Source organism: Reyranella sp., assembly GCF_004296935.1.
Lineage (GTDB): Bacteria > Pseudomonadota > Alphaproteobacteria > Reyranellales > Reyranellaceae > Reyranella.
In genome coordinates this window covers 12,910-33,425 of sequence record NZ_SCVH01000069.1, presented here as the reverse complement: position 1 = coordinate 33,425, position 20,516 = coordinate 12,910, and the positions used below count along the sequence as shown (strand labels likewise).

19 protein-coding genes, 1 tRNA gene and 1 pseudogene are annotated in these 20,516 nt (G+C 65.8%); 7 read left to right on the top strand and 14 right to left on the bottom strand.

Features of this window, described 5'->3' with window-relative positions:
* Positions 1-68 precede the first annotated feature (68 nt).
* Entirely contained in the window at positions 69-743 is a 675-nt protein-coding gene (locus EPO55_RS09065) for a glutathione S-transferase family protein (RefSeq protein ID WP_296336333.1), read from the top strand.
* Positions 744-757: 14 nt separating this feature from the next.
* On the top strand, positions 758-1,255 hold the full coding sequence (locus EPO55_RS09060) for a VOC family protein (RefSeq protein WP_296336332.1): 498 nt from the start codon (positions 758-760) through the stop codon (positions 1,253-1,255).
* Here EPO55_RS09060 and EPO55_RS09055 read toward each other — a convergent pair.
* The gene (locus EPO55_RS09055; RefSeq protein WP_296336331.1) at positions 1,252-1,992 is read right to left on the bottom strand and encodes a dienelactone hydrolase family protein; all 741 of its coding nucleotides are present in this window, start codon (positions 1,990-1,992) and stop codon (positions 1,252-1,254) included. The two genes, EPO55_RS09060 and EPO55_RS09055, sit on opposite strands and share 4 nt — an antisense overlap.
* 78 nt (positions 1,993-2,070) lie before the next feature.
* On the opposite strand from EPO55_RS09055, the gene EPO55_RS09050 reads away from it, so the two are divergent.
* A complete protein-coding gene (locus tag EPO55_RS09050; RefSeq protein WP_296336330.1) occupies positions 2,071-3,291 on the top strand; it encodes an ABC transporter substrate-binding protein in 1,221 nt (406 codons plus the stop codon).
* A 32-nt stretch (positions 3,292-3,323) separates the two neighbouring features.
* Positions 3,324-4,376, top strand: a complete 1,053-nt coding sequence (locus EPO55_RS09045) for a hypothetical protein (RefSeq protein WP_296336329.1) — start codon at positions 3,324-3,326, stop codon at positions 4,374-4,376.
* Between the two features lie 99 nt (positions 4,377-4,475).
* Here EPO55_RS09045 and EPO55_RS09040 read toward each other — a convergent pair whose 3' ends face one another.
* The 3 genes from EPO55_RS09040 to recJ all read right to left on the bottom strand — a co-directional run bounded on the left by EPO55_RS09040 (position 4,476) and on the right by recJ (position 7,166).
* Positions 4,476-5,108 (bottom strand): OmpA family protein, encoded by a 633-nt coding sequence (locus EPO55_RS09040; protein ID WP_296336327.1) that lies wholly within the window; start codon positions 5,106-5,108, stop codon positions 4,476-4,478.
* A 117-nt stretch (positions 5,109-5,225) separates the two neighbouring features.
* Positions 5,226-5,301, bottom strand: a tRNA-Glu gene (locus EPO55_RS09035).
* 44 nt (positions 5,302-5,345) lie between these two features.
* A complete protein-coding gene (gene recJ, locus EPO55_RS09030; protein WP_296336326.1) occupies positions 5,346-7,166 on the bottom strand; it encodes a single-stranded-DNA-specific exonuclease RecJ in 1,821 nt (606 codons plus the stop codon).
* An 82-nt stretch (positions 7,167-7,248) separates the two neighbouring features.
* Between recJ and EPO55_RS09025 the strand changes: the two genes are divergently transcribed.
* The gene (locus EPO55_RS09025; protein ID WP_296336325.1) at positions 7,249-8,199 is read left to right on the top strand and encodes a polysaccharide deacetylase; all 951 of its coding nucleotides are present in this window, start codon (positions 7,249-7,251) and stop codon (positions 8,197-8,199) included.
* Here EPO55_RS09025 and glpX read toward each other — a convergent pair.
* The 4 genes from glpX to EPO55_RS09005 are packed head-to-tail and all read right to left on the bottom strand — an operon-like array spanning position 8,196 to position 14,013.
* On the bottom strand, positions 8,196-9,179 hold the full coding sequence (gene glpX / locus EPO55_RS09020) for a class II fructose-bisphosphatase (protein ID WP_296336324.1): 984 nt from the start codon (positions 9,177-9,179) through the stop codon (positions 8,196-8,198). The genes EPO55_RS09025 and glpX overlap by 4 nt on opposite strands.
* A 32-nt stretch (positions 9,180-9,211) precedes the next feature.
* Positions 9,212-10,504 carry a homoserine dehydrogenase gene (locus tag EPO55_RS09015; RefSeq protein WP_296336323.1) on the bottom strand — a complete coding sequence of 431 codons (1,293 nt, stop codon included), beginning with the start codon at positions 10,502-10,504 and terminating at the stop codon, positions 9,212-9,214.
* 25 nt (positions 10,505-10,529) lie between these two features.
* The gene (locus EPO55_RS09010; RefSeq protein WP_296336322.1) at positions 10,530-11,786 is read right to left on the bottom strand and encodes an LL-diaminopimelate aminotransferase; all 1,257 of its coding nucleotides are present in this window, start codon (positions 11,784-11,786) and stop codon (positions 10,530-10,532) included.
* A gap of 19 nt (positions 11,787-11,805) precedes the next feature.
* Entirely contained in the window at positions 11,806-14,013 is a 2,208-nt protein-coding gene (locus tag EPO55_RS09005) for an OmpA family protein (protein ID WP_296336321.1), read from the bottom strand.
* 196 nt (positions 14,014-14,209) lie between these two features.
* Here EPO55_RS09005 and phaC point away from each other — a divergent pair, with 196 nt between their 5' ends.
* A complete protein-coding gene (gene phaC / locus EPO55_RS09000; protein WP_296336320.1) occupies positions 14,210-16,024 on the top strand; it encodes a class I poly(R)-hydroxyalkanoic acid synthase in 1,815 nt (604 codons plus the stop codon).
* Positions 16,025-16,030: 6 nt separating this feature from the next.
* On the opposite strand, the gene EPO55_RS08995 is transcribed toward phaC, so the two are convergent.
* The 6 genes and pseudogenes from EPO55_RS08995 to EPO55_RS08975 all read right to left on the bottom strand — a co-directional run bounded on the left by EPO55_RS08995 (position 16,031) and on the right by EPO55_RS08975 (position 19,683).
* Entirely contained in the window at positions 16,031-17,146 is a 1,116-nt protein-coding gene (locus EPO55_RS08995; protein WP_363718794.1) for a GMC oxidoreductase, read from the bottom strand.
* Positions 17,147-17,192: 46 nt separating this feature from the next.
* Positions 17,193-17,570 (bottom strand): annotated as a pseudogene (locus EPO55_RS26135) (GMC family oxidoreductase N-terminal domain-containing protein); the annotation flags it as partial.
* A 7-nt stretch (positions 17,571-17,577) separates the two neighbouring features.
* Positions 17,578-18,114 carry a gamma carbonic anhydrase family protein gene (locus EPO55_RS08990; RefSeq protein WP_296336319.1) on the bottom strand — a complete coding sequence of 179 codons (537 nt, stop codon included), beginning with the start codon at positions 18,112-18,114 and terminating at the stop codon, positions 17,578-17,580.
* A gap of 67 nt (positions 18,115-18,181) precedes the next feature.
* Complete coding sequence (gene rpsI / locus EPO55_RS08985) at positions 18,182-18,664, bottom strand: 30S ribosomal protein S9 (protein WP_296336318.1); 483 nt, start codon at positions 18,662-18,664, stop codon at positions 18,182-18,184.
* A 1-nt stretch (position 18,665) separates the two neighbouring features.
* A complete protein-coding gene (gene rplM, locus EPO55_RS08980) occupies positions 18,666-19,148 on the bottom strand; it encodes a 50S ribosomal protein L13 (protein ID WP_296336317.1) in 483 nt (160 codons plus the stop codon).
* A 115-nt stretch (positions 19,149-19,263) separates the two neighbouring features.
* Entirely contained in the window at positions 19,264-19,683 is a 420-nt protein-coding gene (locus tag EPO55_RS08975; RefSeq protein ID WP_296336316.1) for a PaaI family thioesterase, read from the bottom strand.
* Between the two features lie 33 nt (positions 19,684-19,716).
* Here EPO55_RS08975 and EPO55_RS08970 point away from each other — a divergent pair, with 33 nt between their 5' ends.
* The gene (locus tag EPO55_RS08970) at positions 19,717-20,511 is read left to right on the top strand and encodes an enoyl-CoA hydratase (RefSeq protein ID WP_296336315.1); all 795 of its coding nucleotides are present in this window, start codon (positions 19,717-19,719) and stop codon (positions 20,509-20,511) included.
* Positions 20,512-20,516 lie beyond the last annotated feature (5 nt).

Below are 20,516 nucleotides of genomic sequence, written 5' to 3'. Positions count from 1 at the left end.
GCACTCTACGCCGGTTGCCCGGCGGGTGGTAAGATGGTGGCTTGCGGTCGATCCGCAGGGAGGAAGCGATGAAGCTCTATATGCACCCCGTCTCCACCACCAGCCGGCCGGTGATGCAGTTCATCTCCGACAGCAAGATCGATGTCGACATGCAGGTCGTCGATATCCTCAAGGGCGAGCAGTACGAACCTGCCTACAGCAAGATCAATCCCAACCATCTCATTCCGACGTTGGAGGACGGCGATTTCCGGCTCACCGAAAGCGCCGCCATCCTGCGCTATCTTGCCGAGAAGTCCGGATCTTCCGCCTATCCGAAGGACCTGAAGCAACGCGCCCGGGTCAACGAGGTGATGGACTGGTTCAATTCCAACTTCTACCGCGACTGGGGCTACGGCCTGGTCTATCCGCAGGTCTTCCCCCACCTCAAACGCGAGGACGCCAAGGTGCAGGAGGCGGTGGTGGCGTGGGGCAAGGACAAATCAAAGGGCTGGTTGCAGATCCTGAACGACCATTGGCTCGGCCCGAAGGGCCAGTATCTGTGTGGTAACGAAATCACCATCGCCGACTATTTTGGAGCCGCGATGGTGACCGCCGGCGAGTTGGTGCATTGCAATCTGGCGGCCTATCCCAATGTCGAGCGGTGGCTCGGCAACATCAAGAAGCGGCCGAGCTACGCGAAGGTCTACGAGACCTTCAACGGCTTCTGCGCCTCGACCAAGGGACAGGCTTGGCAGGCGATCTGAAAGGGAGAGCATCCATGATCAAGGGTCTGCACCACAATGCCTACCGCTGCCGCGACTCCGAGGAGACCCGCCGCTTCTACGAGGACTTCCTCGGCCTGCCGCTCGTGCACACGCTGAAGATCGAGCAGACGAAGACAGGCCGCGCGACCGGCGTGCTGCATACCTTCTTCCAGCTCGACGACGGCTCGTGCCTCGCTTTCTTCGAAGCGCCCGACATGCCGTTCGAGTTCAAGGAACAGCACGACTTCGACCTGCACATCGCGCTCGAGGTCGAGCCGGAGGCCCTCGAGAAGATGCAGGCCAAGGGTAAGGCCGAAGGCCGTGAGGTCCGCGGCGTTTCCGACCACCATTTCATCCGGTCAATCTACTTCCGCGATCCCAACGGCTACGTGATCGAGTTGGCCGCCAAGGTGGCCGGCCGTGAGAGCGACATGGATCCCGGGAAGAACCACGCCCGCGACATGCTCGACAAATGGCAAAACGCAAAGCCGGCGGCTGCCCGGGCGGCCTAGCTCAAACGACGGCGGTAAAGCGCGATCAACCGTTCCCAGTGCCGCTCGGCGGCCGGCTTGTCGTAGCACCAGCGTTGCGGGAAGGCGAAACCGTGATGGACGCCCATGTGGACTTCCAGCTCGCCAGCGTTGCCTGACTTGTCGAACAGCGCCTTCAGCTCCTTGACCATCTCCGGCGGCGCCAGATCGTCGTGTTCGGCACAGGAAATGTAGAGTTCGCCTTTTGCCTTGCCGAGCGTGAGATGCGGACTCTCGACCGCGTCGCTTACCAACCAGGTGCCGTAGAACGACGCGGCGGCGGCAACCCGATCGGGATAGCGCGCGGCTGCGGCTAGTGAATAAGGTCCACTCATGCAATAGCCGTGGGTGCCGACCGGTCCCTTCTTCGCTGCCTTCTGCTTGTCGGCGAAGGCAATCATCGCGGCGACATCGTCCATCACCGGTGGAATGGTCATTTTGGTGCGCACGGCGCGCATGCGCCCGTGCTCCTCGCTGCCATGCTTGAGAACGTCTGGTCCATATTTCGTATCGCGGCCGGCGCGGTAGTAGAGGTTCGGCAACATCACGTAGTAGCCCGACGTTGCCAGGCGACGCGCCATGTCGTGCAGCTCCTCACGAATGCCGGGCGCATCCATCAGAAAAAGTACCGGCGGACACGGCCCGCCGCGCTCCGGATGACAAATGAAGGTCTCCATCGCGCCGTCCCTGGTCGCGATGTCGAGAGTCTGTTCGATCATTTCGGGGCTTCCTCCCATTTGCAGCATGCCAGCACCTTGCTAGGCTTCAGACAACAAGAAAGCCTAGGGAGCGAAACGATGAAGCGTCTTATGTTTTGCGGCGCGGCGTTGGCCGTCGCGGCGTTGGCTGCACCTGCGCCGGCGCAGCAAATGACCGACGGTGTGGTGAAGCTGGGCGTGCTCACCGACATGTCGAGCCTCTACTCCGATATCAATGGGATCGGCGCCGTCATCGCCGTGCAGATGGCTATCGAAGACTTCGGCGGCGCCGTCGGCGGCAAGAAGATCGAGATCGTGCAGGCCGACGTGCAGAACAAGGCCGACGTGGCCGCGACCATTTCCGGCCGCTGGTTCGACACCGAGCAGGTCGACGTGATCCTGGGCACCGGCGCGTCGTCCTCATCGATCGCGACGTCGCGCGTGGCCAATGACAAGAAGAAGATCTATCTGGCGACCGATCCCGCGTCGTCCGACCTCACCGGCAAGCTCTGCAACGCCTACACAGTCCACTGGACCTACGACACCTTCGCCCTCGCCAACGGCACCGGCTCGGCCGTCGTCAAGGCTGGCGGCAAGTCCTGGTTCTTTCTCACCGCCGACTACGCATTCGGTTACGCCCTGGAGCGCGACGTCAGCACCGTGGTGAAAAAGTCGGGCGGAACGGTGATCGGCGGCGTCAAGCATCCGATCAACACCAACGACTTCTCGTCGTTCCTGCTGCAGGCCCAGGCCTCCAAGGCGCAGATCATCGGCCTCGCAAATGCCGGCGGCGACACCATCAACTCGATCAAACAGGCGGCCGAGTTCGGCATCGTCAAGGGTGGTCAAAAGCTGGCGGGCTTGCTGGTGTTCGTTTCCGACGTGCACTCGCTTGGCCTCGAGCGTGCCCAGGGTCTCAGCCTCACCGAAGCCTTCTACTGGGACCTCAACGACAAGACCCGCGCCTTCTCCAAGCGCTTCGCCGCCAAGAACAACGGCAAGATGCCGACCAGCATCCAGGCCGGCTTCTATTCGGCCGCCCTGCAGTACCTCAACTCGGTCAAGGCTGCGGGTAGCGACAACAGCGACGCGGTGATGGCCAAGCTCAAGGAGATCAAGTGGGACGACCCGGTCTTCGGGCTGAGCTACATTCGCGCCGACGGCCGCAAGATGCACAACATGTATCTGTTCGAGGTCAAGAAGCCGTCGGAGTCCAAGGGACCCTGGGACTATTACAAGCTGGTCTCGACGATGGCCGGCGAGGAGGCGTTCCGTCCGCTGGACCAGGGCGAGTGTCCGCTGGTCGCCAAGAAGAACTGACCCGACAGAAACCCGACGAGGGAGCGTCCGACATGGCCGATCAATCCAACATCTATGTGGGCGTTGCCGGCTACTTCGGGAAACCCGACCATCCGGGCCGCGTCGGTGTCTTCCGGCGCGGTGCGAAAGGCGGCGACTGGCAGCATGTGCTGGGCACCGTCCAGGCGTTCACGGTGTTCGTCCATCCCACCGATCCGACGATCGTATTCGCCGGCACCAACGACGGCGTGTGGCGTAGCACCGATGCAGGCGCCACTTTCCGTCGGACCGACTTCCCCGACGCCAAGACGCAAGTCTGGTCGTTCCTGGTGGACTTGCGCGATCCCCGAAGGATCTTCGCCGGGGCCTCGCCGATCGACGTCTATCGCAGCGACGACGGCGGCACGAGCTGGCGTAAGCTGCCCCATCCCGGCATGGCCACCCACTGCAAGGGGCCCTTCGCCTCGCGGGTGATGCGCCTGGTGCAGCATCCCAAGCGGCCGGACGAGATCTACGCCGCGCTCGAGATCAACGGCGTCATGCGCAGCACCGATTCGGGCGAGACATGGACCGACTGCAGCGCCGGCCTGATCAAGCTCGCCGAACTGCCGCACCTCCAGAGCAAGATCGTGAGCGACACCACTGCCGAGGGCATGCTCGACAGCCATGCAGTCACCATCAATCCGGCCGATCCAGACGCCGTGATCGCGGCGATGCGCATGGGCCTGTTCCGCAGTGCCGACCAGGGCCGCACCTGGCAGGACATGGACGTCGGCCGCTTCTCGCCCACAACCTACGGACGCGACGTCAAGGTTTCGACTGTCGAGCCCAACACGCTCTACTCGGCGCTGAGTGTCGCTGCTTCCAGCCACGACGGCGGCCTCTACCGCAGCCAGGACGGCGGCCAGAGCTGGAAACGCTTCGACAAGGTACAGGTTCACGGAACCATCATGTCGATCGGCCTGCACCCCAGCGACGCCGCGCAAGTCTATATCGGCGCGCGCTACGACGGCGAGGTGTTCGGCACGCGGGATGCCGGCAAGACCTGGCAGGCAATGCCCCTGCCCGGCGAGGTCCAGCACATCTACTCGGTGGCCTGCGGGTAAGACCTTCGGCCGCGCCGGCACAAAAAAGGCGGCCCGGAGGCCGCCTTTTCCATGAAGAGATGGCCGGCCCAGAGGCCGGCCATCCATCTAATCTGGCTTCTAGATCATCTTCTTCGCGGGAAGCTGAACCTTCGAATCCGTCAGCGCCTTTTCGAGGACCGGGATGCCCAGGTCGTACTTGCCGGCGGTGCAATTCGCGATAGCTTCCGGAACGGGACCCTGAGCCGGCGAAGCCGTGCTGGTCTTCCGCCACGAAGCCGCCAAGTCCGAGCAGTAGGCGGCCTTGTCGTAGGCAGCCATCTGAACGACGACCACGATCTCGACGCGGCGGTTCTGCGGCTCACGCACGCCGTCGCCCGTCTGAACGAGCAGGCCTGCTTCGCCACGACCGACGGTGGTGATAGCCGTCGCCGGCACGCCTTCCTTGACGAGGGCATCCTTGACGGTGTTCGCGCGACGCAGCGACAGCGCCATGTTGTAGGCTTCCGGGCCCGACGTATCGGTGTGGCCGGTCGCGGTGACGCGGGCACCGCCGCGAGTCTTATAGGCAGTAGCCGCCTGCTGGATGGTGCTCAGCGCCTGAGGTGACAGGTTGGACCTATCCCAATCGAAGAACACCATAAAGGTCGGCGGTGCGGGTGGCGGCGGCGGCGCAGCGGCCGGCGGCGGCGGCTCGTCGCAAGCGCCCAACAACAGCGCTGCGGCGATAACGGCGAACAGTGACTTCAACATGGATATCATCCCCCCATTAAAAGGCGTGTAGCACGGACCATGATGGAACACTCCGCGTAAAACGTAAAGCGTACGTTTTGACTTGGCCGAGTGCCCGTAAAGGCCGTTCTTCCGAATTGGCGTCCCCAGCGGGATTCGAACCCGCGTCGCCGCCGTGAAAGGGCGGTGTCCTAGGCCTCTAGACGATGGGGACGAAGCCGAAAGAGCGGCTGCATGTAGCGGCTAGAGGCCCTGAAATCAAGCAAACACCGACCCAACGGCCGCTGCGGCGTCGTCGATTTGCAGGCGGACCGATTCACGCCCTCCGAAACGATCGATCCGGAGGGCTCCTGCGACATGGAGTACCGGCCGGGCCGGGTCCAGGAGAGCCGGCCCCAGCGCTGTCTGATTGGCCCGGAAGGCGATTGCGTCGACCCGGCCGCGCTCGGCCCCCACCAGGGTGCAGCGCACATGCCCCTCGCCCACGGTCTGGGCGTAACTGACCCGAACGCTTGTGAGAACGAACCGCGGCAACGCGTTGCCGGCACCAAACGGGCCGACACGCTCGATCATGCTCACCAGTTCCTGGGTCGCTGCCCCCGGCGAGAGCGCCGCATCGATGCCGAGTTCACGCACCGGCGGCGCCGCCCCGAGCTGAGGAGCGATGCGCTCGTCGAGGAAGCGCGCAAGGCCAGGCAGCGCCTCGCGCGTCACCGTCAACCCCGCCGCCATGGCATGACCACCGCCATTCACCAACAGTCCGGCCTGGCGGGCCGCGATCACTGCCGCGCCAAGATCGACGCCGCGCACCGAGCGTCCCGAACCTTTGCCCAGATCTCCGTCGAGACCTATCACGAAGGCCGGCCGGCCATAGCGCTCGACCAGGCGGCTGGCGACGATTCCGATCACACCCACATGCCAACCGTCGCTCTCGACCACGAGCGCCGCCGGCAGCCCCTTGCGGTCCGGTCCGTAGAGCCCTTCCACCCGTGAGATCGCCTGGTCGAGAACGTCACGCTCTATGGCCCGCCTTTCGGCGTTGAATTCATCCAGGCGGAGCGCCAGGGCACCGACTTCATGAGGATCGTCGCTCGACAGCAGCCGAGCGCCGAGATCCGCCTGCCCGACACGGCCGCCGGCATTGACCCGAGGTCCCAGCAGAAATCCGAGATGGTAGGCGCCCGGCACCTCTTTCAGGCGGGCGACGTCGGCCAGGGCGGCGAGCCCGACATTGCGGCGCTCGGCCATCACCTTCAGGCCTTGGCGCACCAGCGCGCGGTTGACCCCGGTGAGCGGCACGACATCGCACACCGTGCCCAGCGCCACGAGATCGAGCCACTGGCGCAGGTCCGGCTCGGGCCGTGACGTCTCGTACCAGCCGGCTTCGCGCAGCGCGCGGTTGACGCCGACGGCCAGCAGGAACGCCACCCCCACTGCCGCCATCTGCTTGTGCGGACTCTCGTCGTCGATCCGGTTGGGATCGACCACCGCAAGCGCCTCGGGCAGCGCAATCTCGGCCATGTGATGGTCGATAACGATCGTATCGAGCCCTGCCCGCTTGGCTTCGGCCAACGGTTCGAAGGCCGTGACGCCGCAATCGACGGTGACCACGACGGTCGCACCCTCGGCCTTGAGCTTCAGGAGCGCCGCCGAATTGGGGCCGTAGCCTTCCTTGCGACGATCAGGAATGTAGACACCGATATTGCCGCCAACAGCGCGGAAGAAACGCAGCAGAAGCGCCGAGGAGGTGGCGCCGTCGACGTCGTAATCGCCGAACACGACGACGCGCTCCCCGCTCTTTACTGCCCGCACCAGCCGCGCGACGGCAGTATCCATGTCTTTGAGATGCAGCGGGTCGGGCAGGAAGCGTCGCAGCGTCGGCTCGAGGAACTCGGTCACGGAATCGAGGTCGACGTCGCGGGCCGCCAGCAACCGCGCCACCGGATCGGGCAGGCCGTGGCGCTGGGCGATGGCCAGCGCCGTGCGCTCGTCGGCCAGCCGCGCCGCCCAGCGGCGTCCGGTCAGCGATCGCTCGACGCCGAGGAACGCCGCACGCTCGACCCTGGAATCATCGGACATGCCGGCACCTTAGCCCAAAGCGCTGTGGACGACTTGGCACATGCCGCCTGCTAACATTCATGCGGGGCTTGGAGGGAACGGCATGACGAGAATCCTGGTCGCTGCGCTGCTGGCGGCCGCCGCGCTTGCAACGCCTGCGGCCGCGCAAAGCAGCCCGGACTGGATCACCGGATTTCCGCGCGAGCAGATGCAAGTCAAAGCCTGGCCGGAGGGCCGCAAGGTCGCGATCTGCTTCGTCCTCTACGTGGAGGTGTGGGGCAAAGGCAACGGCCCGAACTTCCGGCCCGACATGGCCGATCGCAAGCCCGACATCGTCGACGAATCCTTCCGCCAGTACTCAATCGAATGGGGCGTCCCGCGAGTCGGCCGCTTGTTCAAGGAACAGGGCGCGCCGCTCAGCATCGCGCTCAACGCGCAATTCCCCGAGCAGCATCCCGAGGTCTGGAAGCAGTTCCGCGCCTTGGTGCCCAAGGCGCCGATCGTGGCGCACGGCATCAACAACTCGACCGACCAGTTGCCGCTCGACAAGGGCACCGACGCGCAGAGCGCCTATGTCCGCCGCACGCTCGACATGATCCAGAAAAGCACGGGAATACGTCCGACCGGCTGGTCGAGCCCCAGTGTCTATTCCAACGTCGAAACCTTTCCCGCGACGGCGGCCGAAGGCATCAAATACACGCTCGACGGCATGGACTCCGACGTGCTGTCGCGGCTCGTCACGCCCCTGGGCAAGTTGATCATGGTCCCCTACCCGGCCGTCACGGTCGACATGGGTCACTATCTCTCGCGCTTCAAGGAGCCGCTCGATCTGGAGCGCTTCTGGATCGACTACATCTCCGAGCTGGCGCGCGAGGCGGAAAGGGACCCCGGCCGGCCCGCTGCTGTCGTTGCGATCGGCATCCATCCGTTCGTCGTCGGCACACCCGCCGGCGCCGCGTCGCTGCGACGCGTGCTCGACGTCGTCAAGACGCAGAAGCTCGTCTGGATCACCGACGTCGAAGCTGTCGTGACGGCAGCCGGCGAGAAACTCTAGGCCCAGCTCGGCAAGCCGGTCTTGATCGAGAAATTGTGGTTGGCCGAGATCCAGCGCACCGTGCCGGTCTTCGAGCGCATGACGATGGAATGGGTCTCGGCGCCGTTCGCGAAGCGGCGCACACCCTTCAGCATCGAGCCCGACGTCACGCCGGTTGCAGCAAACATGACGTCGCCCTTGGCCATCTCGGTCATCGAATATTTGCGGTTGAGGTCGGTGATGCCCCACTTGCGCGCGCGACCCTTCTCGTCGTCGTTGCGAAACAGTAGACGGCCCTGGATCTGGCCACCGATGGCGCGCAGCGCCGCCGCCGCCAGTACGCCCTCCGGCGCACCGCCCGAGCCCATATAGATGTCGATGCCGGAATCGCCGGTCGAGGTGGCGATCACGCCCGACACATCACCATCGCCGATCAGCATGATGCGGGCGCCCGCGTCACGAACCTTGGCGATCAGTTCGGCATGCCGCGGCCGGTCGAGGATGCAGACCACGAGATCGGCGACATCCACTTTCTTGGCCTTGGCGAGGTCGACCAGGTTCTGCTTGGCTGTCTTGTCGAGGTCAACGATACCGTCGGGCAGGCCACCGCCGACGGCGATCTTGTCCATGTAGACGTCGGGCGCGTTGAGGAACCCACCATGCTCGGCCATCGCCATGACGGCGAGCCCGTTGGGCAGGCCCTTGGCTGTGATGGTGGTGCCCTCGAGCGGATCGAGGGCGATGTCGATCTTGGGCCCGCCAGCCCCGACCTTTTCACCGATATAGAGCATCGGCGCCTCGTCGCGCTCGCCCTCGCCGATCACCACGGTTCCTTCGATCGACAGCGTGTTCAGCGCGCTGCGCATGGCGTCGACGGCCGCCTGGTCGGCCGCCTTTTCGTCACCCCGTCCCATTAGCTTGGACGCCGCCAGCGCGGCGGCTTCAGTCACCCTCACCGCTTCCATTGCCAGATTGCGATCCATCTTGCCTGTGTCGGCCATCACTTCCTCCGTCCGGCGTCTAAGGCGCCTTCCTAGAATGCCTCTATCCTGATCACGCAGGGCTCCTCGGCCACCGCCTTCAGCTTGGCGATGCGCGCCAGAGCGCGCCGCATCGCCGCCTCTTCCGTCTCGTGCGTCGTCAGCACCACCGGTACTTCTCCCGACTGCGAGCGCCCGCGCTGGAGCATTGATTCCAGCGAGATATGTTCCTTGGCGAGTGCCCCCGATACCGCCGAGATCACGCCGGGCCGATCCTGCACCATCAGGCGCATGTAGTAGGCGCCGACATGGCGGTCCATCGGCGAAACCTTCTTGTCGGCAAGCCGCGCCGCCGGCACGACGAAGGCCGGCATGTGACGGCCGCGCGCGACATCGACCAGATCAGCGACCACCGCCGAGGCGGTCGGTCCCTGCCCGGCGCCGCGGCCCTGGAACATCGTGGTGCCCACGAAATCGCCTTCGACCACCACGGCATTGAACACGCCTTCGATATGGGCGATCGGTGTGGCCAGCGGCACCATGCACGGATGCACGCGCTGCTCGATACCATATCGGGTCTCGCGGGCGAGGCCCAGCAGCTTGATCCGGTAGCCGAGCTCCTCGGCGAACTGGATGTCCATCGAGGTGACGCGGCGGATGCCCTCGATATGAACGCCGGCGAAATTGACCTTGGCGCCGAAGGCCGCCCCCGTCAGCACGGCGAGCTTGTGCGCGGCGTCGATACCATCGACGTCGAAACTCGGGTCGGCCTCGGCGTAGCCCGCCGCCTGCGCCTCGGCCAGGACGACGTCGAAGTCGCGTCCGGTCTCGCGCATGGTGGTCAGGATGTAATTACAGGTGCCATTCAGGATGCCGTAGAGCCGGCTGACCTTGTTGCCGACCAGGCCTTCGCGCAGTGCCTTGATGATCGGGATGCCGCCCGCGACCGCCGCCTCGAAGGCGAGAATGCGGTCCTTCTTCTCGGCCGCAGCCGCGATTTCCGCCCCGTGCAGCGCCAGGAGCGCCTTGTTGGCGGTGACGACGTGCTTGCCCGAGGCAAGCGCCTTCTGCACCAGCCGGCGCGCAATGCCGCCCGAGCCGCCGATCAGCTCGACCACGACGTCGATGTCGGGAGCCGTCGCCAGTGCCAGCGGATCCTTCTCCCAGCGCACGCGGGAGACGTCGATGTCGCGCTTCTTGGTACGCGAGCGGGCGCTGACGGCCACGAGCTTCAACGGACGGCCGCCGCGCAGCGAGAGAAGCCGGCCGTGCTCGGCCAGCAGCTTGACGACGCCGGCGCCAACGGTGCCGAGACCGGCGATGCCGATTCTGAGGGGAGATTTCATGGACGCCTGATACGACAGGATGATGCTAGGCGCGAGCCTTGATCAGCGTGACGTTGTCCCCAACGCCGCGCAGATAAAGATCGATGGCGCGCGCCGGGTCGGCCATCACCTGGCGGATGTTGCGGACGGCCTGGCGGATGCGGTGCTTGTTCTCGACCAGCGCGATCCGAACATGCGCATCGCCGTGCTCACCGAAGCCGATGCCCGGCGAGACCGCGACATTGGCCTGCGTCAGCAGCAGCTTGGAGAAGGCGAGCGAGCCCAGCTCGGCGAAGTCCTTGGGGATCGGCGCCCAGGCGAACATGCTGGCCGACGGTGCCGGCAGATCCCAGCCGGCCGCGAGCAAGCCTTCCATCAGCACGTCGCGGCGTTCCTTGTAGGTATTGCGCGCTTCGGCAACGCAATCCTGCGGACCGTTCAGCGCCGCCGTCGCGGCCACCTGGATCGGCGTGAAGGCGCCGTAGTCGAGGTAGGACTTGATGCGCGTCAGCGCCGTGATCAGCGTCTTGTTGCCGGCGGCAAAACCGATGCGCCAGCCCGCCATCGAGTAGGTCTTGCTCATCGAGGTGAATTCGATGGCGATGTCGCGCGCGCCCGGCACCTGAAGCACCGACGGCGGCGGCACGCCATCGAAGTAGATCTCGGCATAGGCGAGGTCCGACAGGATCCAGATGCCCTGGCGTTTGCAGAAATCGACGATGGCGCCATAGAAGTCGAGATCGACGACCTGCGCCGTCGGGTTGGACGGATAGTTCAGCACCAGCGCCAACGGCTTGGGCACCGCATGCTGTACGGCACGCTCGAGCGCCGGCAGGAACTCGGCGAGCGAGGTGCTGCCCGGCACCGGAATGTGGCGCACTGAGCCGCCGGCAATGATGAAACCGTAGGGGTGGATGGGATAGCTCGGGTTCGGCACCAGCACCGTGTCGCCCGGCGAAGTAATGGCCTGCGCGAGATTGGCGAGCCCCTCCTTCGATCCCAGGGTAACGATGATCTCGCTCTCGGGATCGAGGTCGACATTGAAGCGGCGCGCGTAATAGGCCGCCTGCGCCTTGCGCAGGCCCGGAATGCCGCGCGAGGCGGAGTAGCCATGCGCGCGCGGATTGGCGGCGGCTTCGGCGAGCTTGGCGACGATGTGCGGCGCCGTCGGCAGGTCGGGATTGCCCATGCCAAGATCGATCACGTCCTGTCCGGCGCCGCGGGCACGCGCTTTCATGGCGTTTACTTCGGCAAACACATAAGGCGGCAGGCGCTTCAGCCGGTGAAATTCCGAATCGTCCATCGTGTTCTTCCCTGGCGTCCTAGAAATCGATGAAGACTTCGGCACGCCGGTTGGCGGCGATGCCGCGGGCGGTGTTGGTCTGGTAGACAGGTTCGTCGTCGGAGGCTGCCTCGGCCACGATGCGGTCGCGCGGCACACCGAGTGCCCGGAGCTGCTGGGCGACGGCCAGTGCCCGGCGCCGCGACACTTCGAAATTGCCGCGTTCGATCTGCGTCGCCGAAGCGCCGTAGGCATCCTGGTCGGCGTGCGCCACGACACGGATGGTGCCGCCATTGCGGCGCTGGATCTGCGCCACCTGGGCCAGCACGTTGTAGTCGTTTTCGCCGAGGCCTGATGACGCGCGGCCGAACTGGATGACCGCGACCTGCATCGGCCCGCCGAACGGCGGTGATTTGATGTCGCTGAACGGCACCGCACCCGATCGCGCGGTCGCGATGTTGGCTTCGATCGGCATCGGCGGCGCGGGGGTTGGCGTCACTACCACCGGCTCGGGCCGCGGCGGCGCGGCAGCAACAGGCGCCGGCATCGGCGTCGTGGCCGCCACCGCATCGGGAGCACGACTGGGCGGCGTCCAATCCGGCGGTGGTACGAAGGCCTTGGCCGGATCGGCCGCGCGGGCGGGCGGCGGAACCGCCGGCTCAGGCTGAGGCGCCGGCGCCACGGCAGCCGTCATGACGGGCGCCGGCGGAGGCGATGCGACAGACGTTGCGGCCGGAGCCTGACCGGGCGGTGTCCAGCCCGGTGGCGGCACGAAAGCCTTGCTCGGATCGGCCGAGCGCGTGGGCGGCATTGCAGCCGGCGGCGGGGTTGGCTCCGGTTGAGGCGCCGGTGCCGCCGCAGCCGTCATCACCGATGTGGGCTGAGGCGCAGGCGACACGACAGGCGTCGGCGTTGCCGCCGGAGCCTGACCGGGCGGTGTCCAGCCCGGCGGTGGCACGAAAGCCTTGCTCGGATCGGCCGAACGCGTGGGCTGTATTGCAGCCGGCGGCGGGGTCGGCTCCGGTTGAGGCGCAGGCGACGCAACAGGCGTCGGCGTCGCGGCCGGAGCCTGACCGGGTGGTGTCCAACCCGGGGGCGGTACGAAAGCCTTGCTCGGATCGGCCGAGCGCGAGGGCTGTATTGCAGCCGGCGCCGGGGTCGGCTCCGGCTGAGGCGTCGGTGCCACGGCAGCCGTAATCACGGGCGCGGGTGGCGGCGCAGGCGACTCGATAGGCGTCGCGGCCGACGCCTGTCCGGGCGGTGTCCAACCCGGGGGCGGCACGAAAGCCCGGTTCGGATCGGCCGAACGCACCGGCGGCCTCGCCGCTGGTGGCGCCTCGGCAGACGCCATCACGATCGGCGTCGGTGCGGAAGCAGGAGCCGGAGCAGGTGTGGCCGTTCCGACGGCGACGGATGCCGCAGCCTGACCTGGCGGTGCCCAGCCCGGCGGCGGCACGAACGCCTTGTTGGGATCCCCTTGCGGTACCGGCGCGGCAGCGACCACCACCGGCTCGGGTGCCGGCGTGGGCATTGGTGTTGGCGGAGGTGTGGCGGCAGCAGCCATTTCGACCGGTGCCGGCGCGCTTGTCACCGGCGCAGGTGCAGGTGGTGTGGCCGTTCCGACAGCGACGGACGCCGCGGTCTGACCGGGCGGTGCCCAGCCCGGCGGCGGGACAAAAGCCTTGTTGGGATCGGCCGGCGGCGACGGCGCCGCGGCAACGACAACCGGCTCGGGCGCAGGTGCTGCGGTCGCTGGAGGACTGGGCACTGCGGCAACGGGCGCAGGCGCCACTCTCGCCGGTTCAGGTGGCGGAGGGGCCGCAGCCGTGGTGACAGGCGCCCGGGCCGCGGGTGGCTCTGCCGGCGCCCGCGCCTTGGCTTCGCGGTCGGCCGTTGCGCGTGCCTGACGCTGCTCGCGCGCCTTGGCGTCCGCCTCGGCGGCTTCCTTCTCGATCGCTTCCTTCTGGGCTTTCTGGCCGCCACGACCGGCGACGATGGAGCCGACCTGCGGGCCCGTGCGCGTCTCGTCGACGGCGGCGATGCCCGCGTCGTACTGACGTCCGGAACTGGCCGACGGCAGGCTGCTGCTCACCGCGGCCTGACGGTCGGCGCCCGGACGGACCTTTGCGCTTTGTACCGGAGTGCTGCTGTCGAACATGCCGCAGCCCGCCATGAGCGCCAGCGTCGACACGCCGAGCAGGCCAAGCCAAAGGCGCCGGCTGCCGCTCGTGTCTTGTTGTCGCTGCATCGTCGTCACCCGCTTGAAGCCCGGCTTGCCCACTGTCTTTAGCGGAGGCCGAGAGGAAGTTTGACCCGTCTGTTGTCGCAGCCTACCTATAACAGGGCGTTCGGCGACCCGGACAGACAAGCACTAGGTATGGTACCGGGTCGTTGAAAATACCGCAAGAAACGCCACAAGGGCAATGATTCAGAAGGGGAAACGCATGTCGGAGACGCCTGCCCCAACTGCCTTTCCGGGAGTGACGCCGGCCGAATCGCAGAAAATGCAGGCCGCTTTCAAGGATATTGCCGAACGCAGCCAGAAGCTGCTCCAGGATTTTGCCGAGCGCTACAAGGCCGATGGCTCTCAGCCCGCCGATCCGATGGGTCTCACCCAGACCTTCATGGATTTCACCGCCAAGATGCTGGCCGACCCCAATCGGCTCGTTCAGGCCCAAATGGAACTCTGGCAGCAGTACATGCAGCTGTGGCAGCTCACGGCCCAGCGCCTGATGGGCCAGAAGGTCGAGCCGATGGCTGAGCCCGCCAAGGGCGACAAGCGCTTCAATGATCCCGCGTGGAAGGACGAGGTGGTCTTCGACTACCTGAAGCAGTCCTACCTTCTCACCGCGCGCTGGCTGCAAGGCACCATCAAGCAGGTCGAAGGCATCGACGACAAGACGGCGAAGAAGGTCGACTTCTACACGCGCCAATTCATCGACGCGGTATCGCCGTCCAACTTCGCGATGACCAATCCGCAGGTCGTGAAGGCAACCGTCGAGTCCAAGGGCGAGAACCTGCTGAAGGGCCTGCAGAACCTGCTGACCGATTTGGAGCGCGGCAAAGGCAAGCTCGCGATCCGCCAGACCGACATGAAAGCCTTCAGGGTCGGCGAGAACGTCGCCACCTCGCCCGGCAAGGTCGTCTACCAGAACGACCTGATGCAGCTGATCCAGTACGCGCCGGCAACCGCCGAGGTCTACGAAATTCCGCTGCTGATCGTGCCGCCGTGGATCAACAAGTTCTACATCCTCGACCTCAAGCCCGAGAACTCGTTCATCAAGTGGGCGACCGAGCAGGGCTACACCGTGTTCGTCATTTCCTGGGTCAATCCCGACGAGCGCCTCACCAAGCTGGTGTTCGAGGATTACATGAAGCTCGGGCCGCTTGCCGCACTCGGTGCAATCGAGCAGGCGACCGGCCAGCGCCAGGTGTCGGCGATCGGTTATTGCATCGGCGGTACGCTGATGGCGGCGACGCTCGCCTATATGGCGGCGCGCGGCGACGATCGCATCGCTGCCTGCACCTTTTTCACCGCCCAGGTCGACTTCACCGAACCGGGCGAACTCGGCGTCTTCATCGACGAGGATCAGCTCGCCAGCATCGAGGAGATGATGTCCAAGAAGGGCTATCTCGACGCCAGCGACATGGCGACGACCTTCAACCTCCTGCGCGCCAACGATCTCATCTGGTCTTTCGTCGTGAACAACTATCTGATGGGCAAGGACCCCTTCCCCTTCGACCTGCTGTACTGGAACGCCGACGCCACGCGCATGCCGGCGGCGATGCACAGCTACTACCTGCGCAACATGTACCAGAACAACCTGCTGAGCCGGCCGGGCGGCATCGTCATCGACAACGTGCCGATCGATCTCAGGAAGATCGCGATCCCCGTCTATATCCAGGCCGGCAAGGAAGACCACATCGCGCCGGCGCGATCGGTCTACAAGGCGACCCAGATCTACAGCGGACCGATCCGCTTCATGCTCGCGGGCTCCGGCCACATCGCCGGCGTCGTCAATCCGCCGCGCGCGAAGAAGTATCAGCACTGGCTGAATGAAACCGACAAGAATCCGCCGACGCTCGCCGAATGGCAGGCCGGCGCCAAGGAATTCCCCGGATCGTGGTGGAACGACTGGGACAAGTGGCTGTCCGAAAAGTCCGGTGCGAAAGTGCCGGCACGCAATCCCGGTGATGGCGCCCTGCCCCCGATCGAGGATGCGCCGGGCAGCTACGTGAAGGTGCGGGTGGTCGAGTAGGCGTCCTTACGCCGCCGCCCTCAGTCGATCGGCCATCTTCTCGGCAAGCATCACGGTCGTAAGGTGCGTGTTGGCGCGCACCACCTCCGGCATGACAGAGGCGTCGATTACCCTCAGCCCCGTGCAGCCGATGACGCGGCACTCCGGATCGACAACCGACATTTTGTCGTCCCGCGCCCCCATGCGACAGGTGCCGCTGGCATGCTGGGCATCCGAGCATTCGGCGAAGAGCCAGTCATCCAGTTCCGCCGGCGTGAGATTCTCTTCGATCGATCGCCCGGTCGAGCCATATTCCACGCGCGTCGCGACGGCGCGCACGCTCTCGTGCAAACCGATTTCCCTCAACCGGCGCACGCCGTCACGCATCCGGACGAGGTCGCGTTCGTCCGACAGCATCCTCTCGTCGATCCGAGGATCGATGGCCGGATCAGTCGTCGTGATGCGCACGCTGCCTTGGCTGAAAGCCTGATAGACCGAGACGACCAGGCGGCCCCTGGAAGTATCGCCGCCGCCCAGCGACACGAGGTTGCCCGCGATCACGATCATGTCGTTCTCGCCCGCTCCGCCGAGACCCGAGGAGTAGCGCAGGCAGCAATTGGTGTGGCGATGCATCATGGTGCCGACCCGCGCCTCGTCCCGGAGATGCAGGTAGAGCGGCATCGCCGGATGATCGAGCAGGTTCTCGCCCACCGGCAGATCGGCGATAACCGGCACTCCAAGCGACTTCAGAAAGGCTGCGGGCCCGATGCCCGAGCGCTGCAGGATCGCCGGCGAGTGAATGGCACCGGCAGAGAGAATGACCTCGCGGGTGGCGCGCGGCGCGAAGCCCTGCCCGTCCACCTGCACGTGCACGCCGCTGACATGCGGCCGGTTGCCTTCGAACTGGAAGGCCGACACCAGAGCGTTGCCCACGATCTGCAGGTTCTTGCGGCCGCGCGCCGGCTCGAGATAGCCGTCGTTGGTCGAAACGCGGACGCCCGCCCGGCTGTTTATGGCGTAGGGCGACGCACCTGTCCCTTCGGGCGCGTTGTGGTCCTCGCACCAGCCGTAGCCCAGCGCGATCGACCCTGCCCCAATCGGCGACGGGCGCGCGATAGACCGGGATCGGACCGCTGTCGCCATGATAGGGAGCGGCGCCGAAATTGACGTCGGTCTCGAGCTTGTTGAAGTACGGCAGAACGTCCTGCCAACCCCATCCGATACAGCCGAGCGCACGCCAGCGCTCGAAATCGTCGGGTACGCCGCGGATTGCGATCTGGCCGTTGATGGTGGAGCTGCCGCCCATGGCGCGGCCACGCCACAGCAGTTTCGGCTCCTGCCGTTCGGTGCGGCGCGCCATCAGATGGGGCCAACGGTAGTCGTCGTCGCCGATCGCCCGCATGGGATTCGGAATGCGGATGTGTTGGGGCGTCTCGGCCGAGCGGAAATCGCGCCCGGCTTCGAGCAGGAGCACCCGGATGCGGGGATCTTCGCTCAACCGCGCCGCCAACACGGCGCCGGCGGATCCCGCGCCCACAACGATATAGTCGTAGTCACGCGCGATCATGCCCGGTCTACTCCGCCGCCTTCGGCCGGTCGCCGCGATAGGTCTGCGCCAGTCTCACATAGCCCGCGGCGGAGCGCCTGAAGGATTCGAGATCCTTCTCGGTGATGTCGCGCATCTTCACCGCCGGATTGCCGGCCCACAGCTCGCCCTTGCGCACGATCTTGCGCGGCGTGACGACGGCGCCCGCCGCCACCATGGCGCCGGTCTCGACAACGGCCTCGTCGAGTACCGTCGAGTGCATGCCGATGAAGGCGTCGTCCTGCACCTCGCAGGCATGCAGCAGGGCGAGATGCCCGACCGTGACGTTGCGGCCGACCACGGTGCCGACCCCGCGCGAGGCGATGTGGATCACCACGCCGTCCTGGATGTTGGAGCCGTCGCCGATCCTGATGCCGGGCCCGTCGCCGCGCAGCACCGCGCCGAACCAGATGCCGCAGTTGGCGCCGATCTCGACGTCGCCGATCAGGGTGGCGTTGGGCGCGATGAAGGCCGAGCTGTCGACCTTGGGAATGAAGCCGTTGAACGGAACGATGAGACCGGCCATCGGATCGTCTCTCCACAAAAACGAAGGGCGCCTTGCGGCGCCCTTCGAGGATATCCCAAGTGCCGTCCTAGCGCTTGGAGAACTGGAAGCGCGCGCGGGCGCCGGCGCGGCCGTACTTCTTGCGCTCGACCACGCGGGAGTCGCGGGTGAGGAAGCCGTTGGCCTTGATGGTGCCACGCAGGCCGGGTTCGAATTTGGTCAGCGCCTGCGAGATGCCGTGACGCACCGCGCCCGCCTGGCCCGAGAGACCGCCGCCCGAGACGGTGGCGATCACGTCGAACTGGCCGCCACGTTCGGAGACGTCGAACGGCTGCTGGATCATCATGCGCTGGGTCGGGCGCGCGAAGTAGATCGTCTGGTCGCGACCGTTGATGGTGATCTTGCCGGTGCCGGGCTTCACCCAGACGCGGGCAACGGCGTTCTTGCGCCGGCCGGTGGCGTAGGCGCGGCCCTGGGCGTCGATTTCCTTGACGCGGACCGGCGCGGGCGCCTGCTCGCCGCCTGCCGGCGCCTTCTTCAGTTCCGCGAACGTCGAAAGTTCAGTAGCCATGTCAGCCGATCCTCGAATTCTTGCGGTTCAGTGCGGCAACGTCGAGCTTCTCCGGCTGCTGAGCCTCCTGCTCGTGCTTGGGTCCGGCATAGACGCGCAGGTTCTTCATCTGCGCGCGGCCCAGCGGTCCGCGCGTGATCATGCGCTCGACGGCCTTGATCAGGACGCGCTCCGGGAAGCGGCCCTCAAGGCGCTTGCCCAGGGTCTCGCCCTTGATGCCGCCGGGGTGACCGGTGTGCCAGTAGAAGACCTCGCGCTCGGCCTTGCGGCCGGTCAGGCGGACCTTCTCGGCGTTGATCACGACGATGTTGTCGCCGCAATCGATGTGCGGCGTGAACGTCGGCTTGTGCTTGCCGCGCAGGCGCGAGGCGATGATCGAGGCGAGCCGGCCGAGGACCAACCCTTCGGCGTCGATCAACAGCCACTTCTTCTGCACGTCGGCAGTCTTGGTGCTGGGAGTCTGGTTGGTAATGAGGGCGTGCATGGTTCTTTCTTCCAATGAGCGCGCGCTTATGGGCGTCGTGCACCGTCTTGTCAAACAGTTCGGAATAGTAACGAAAAAACAATGAATTAGATATGTGGTATTATTTTACCGCGATCTATCTCTTTGGTGGAATGGCATAAGTCACCGTCGCATGGGCGACGGGCTCCTTCACCCCATCGCTCCAGATCGTGAAGTCGCCCACGGCCAGCGTCTTGCCGAGCTTCAGCAGGCGGCCCTCGCCGATCAGGTCGGCCGGCTCCGGCTTCCTCATGAAGTTGATGTTGAGGTTGGTCGTGACGGCCAGCGCCACCGGGCCGAGTTGGGCCAGGATCAGCAGGTAGAAGCTGCAATCGGTCAGCCACATCAGCGTCGGACCTGAGATCGTGCCGCCCGGCCGCAGGTGACGCTCGTGCGTCGGCAGGCGCACGCGGATGGTCCTGTCGTCGAGATGCTCGATCGCAAGATCGAGGTGGCCGGCCTGCGGAAAATTCTCATCCAGGAACTTCAGCAGATCGGCCGGACTCATCACCGGCATGACGACACTCCCCTGAGCCAGTACACTGCGGCCATGACAGCCGCCTCCAACGAACCGGTCCTGCTGCGCCGCGACGAAGGCCGCGTCGCCATCCTGACGCTCAACCGCCCCAAGGCGATGAACGCGCTCTCGGGCGAGCTTATAGACGCGCTGCAGGCGGAATTCGACAGGCTCGCGAAGGACCGGGAAATCCGCTGCGTCGTGATCGAGGCCCAGGGCCGCGCCTTCTCGACCGGCCACGACCTGCGCGAGGTCGCCTCGAGCCGTGACCATGCCTTCCATCACGACCTGCTGACGCGCTGCAGCGCCATGATGATGGCGATCCGCGCCCTGCCTCAGCCCGTGATCGCCAAGGTTCAGGCCATCGCCACCGCCGCCGGTTGCCAGCTCGTCGCCGCCTGCGATCTGGCCGTCGCCTCAAGCGATGCCACCTTCGCGACTTCCGGCATCAACAACGGGCTGTTCTGCGGCACGCCGTCGGTCGCGGTCGGCCGCAACGTCGGCTCGAAGCGCGCGCTCGACATGCTGTTCACCGGCCAGTTCATCGATGCCGCAACGGCGCTGCGCGACGGGCTGGTGAGTCGCGTCGTGCCGCCGGCCGAGCTCGACAGGGAAACGATGACCTTCGCCCAGCACATCGCCGCCCAGCCGCCGCAGCAGATCGCCGAGGGCAAGGCGATGTTCCACAAGCACATGGAAATGGATCTCGCGCAGGCCTACGCCATTGCGACCGAGTTCATGGCCGGCGCCATCATGACCGAGGATGCGCAGGCAGGCATCGACGCCTTCGTGAACAAGAAGCCGAAGCCGGAGTGGAAGGGGCGTTAGTCTCC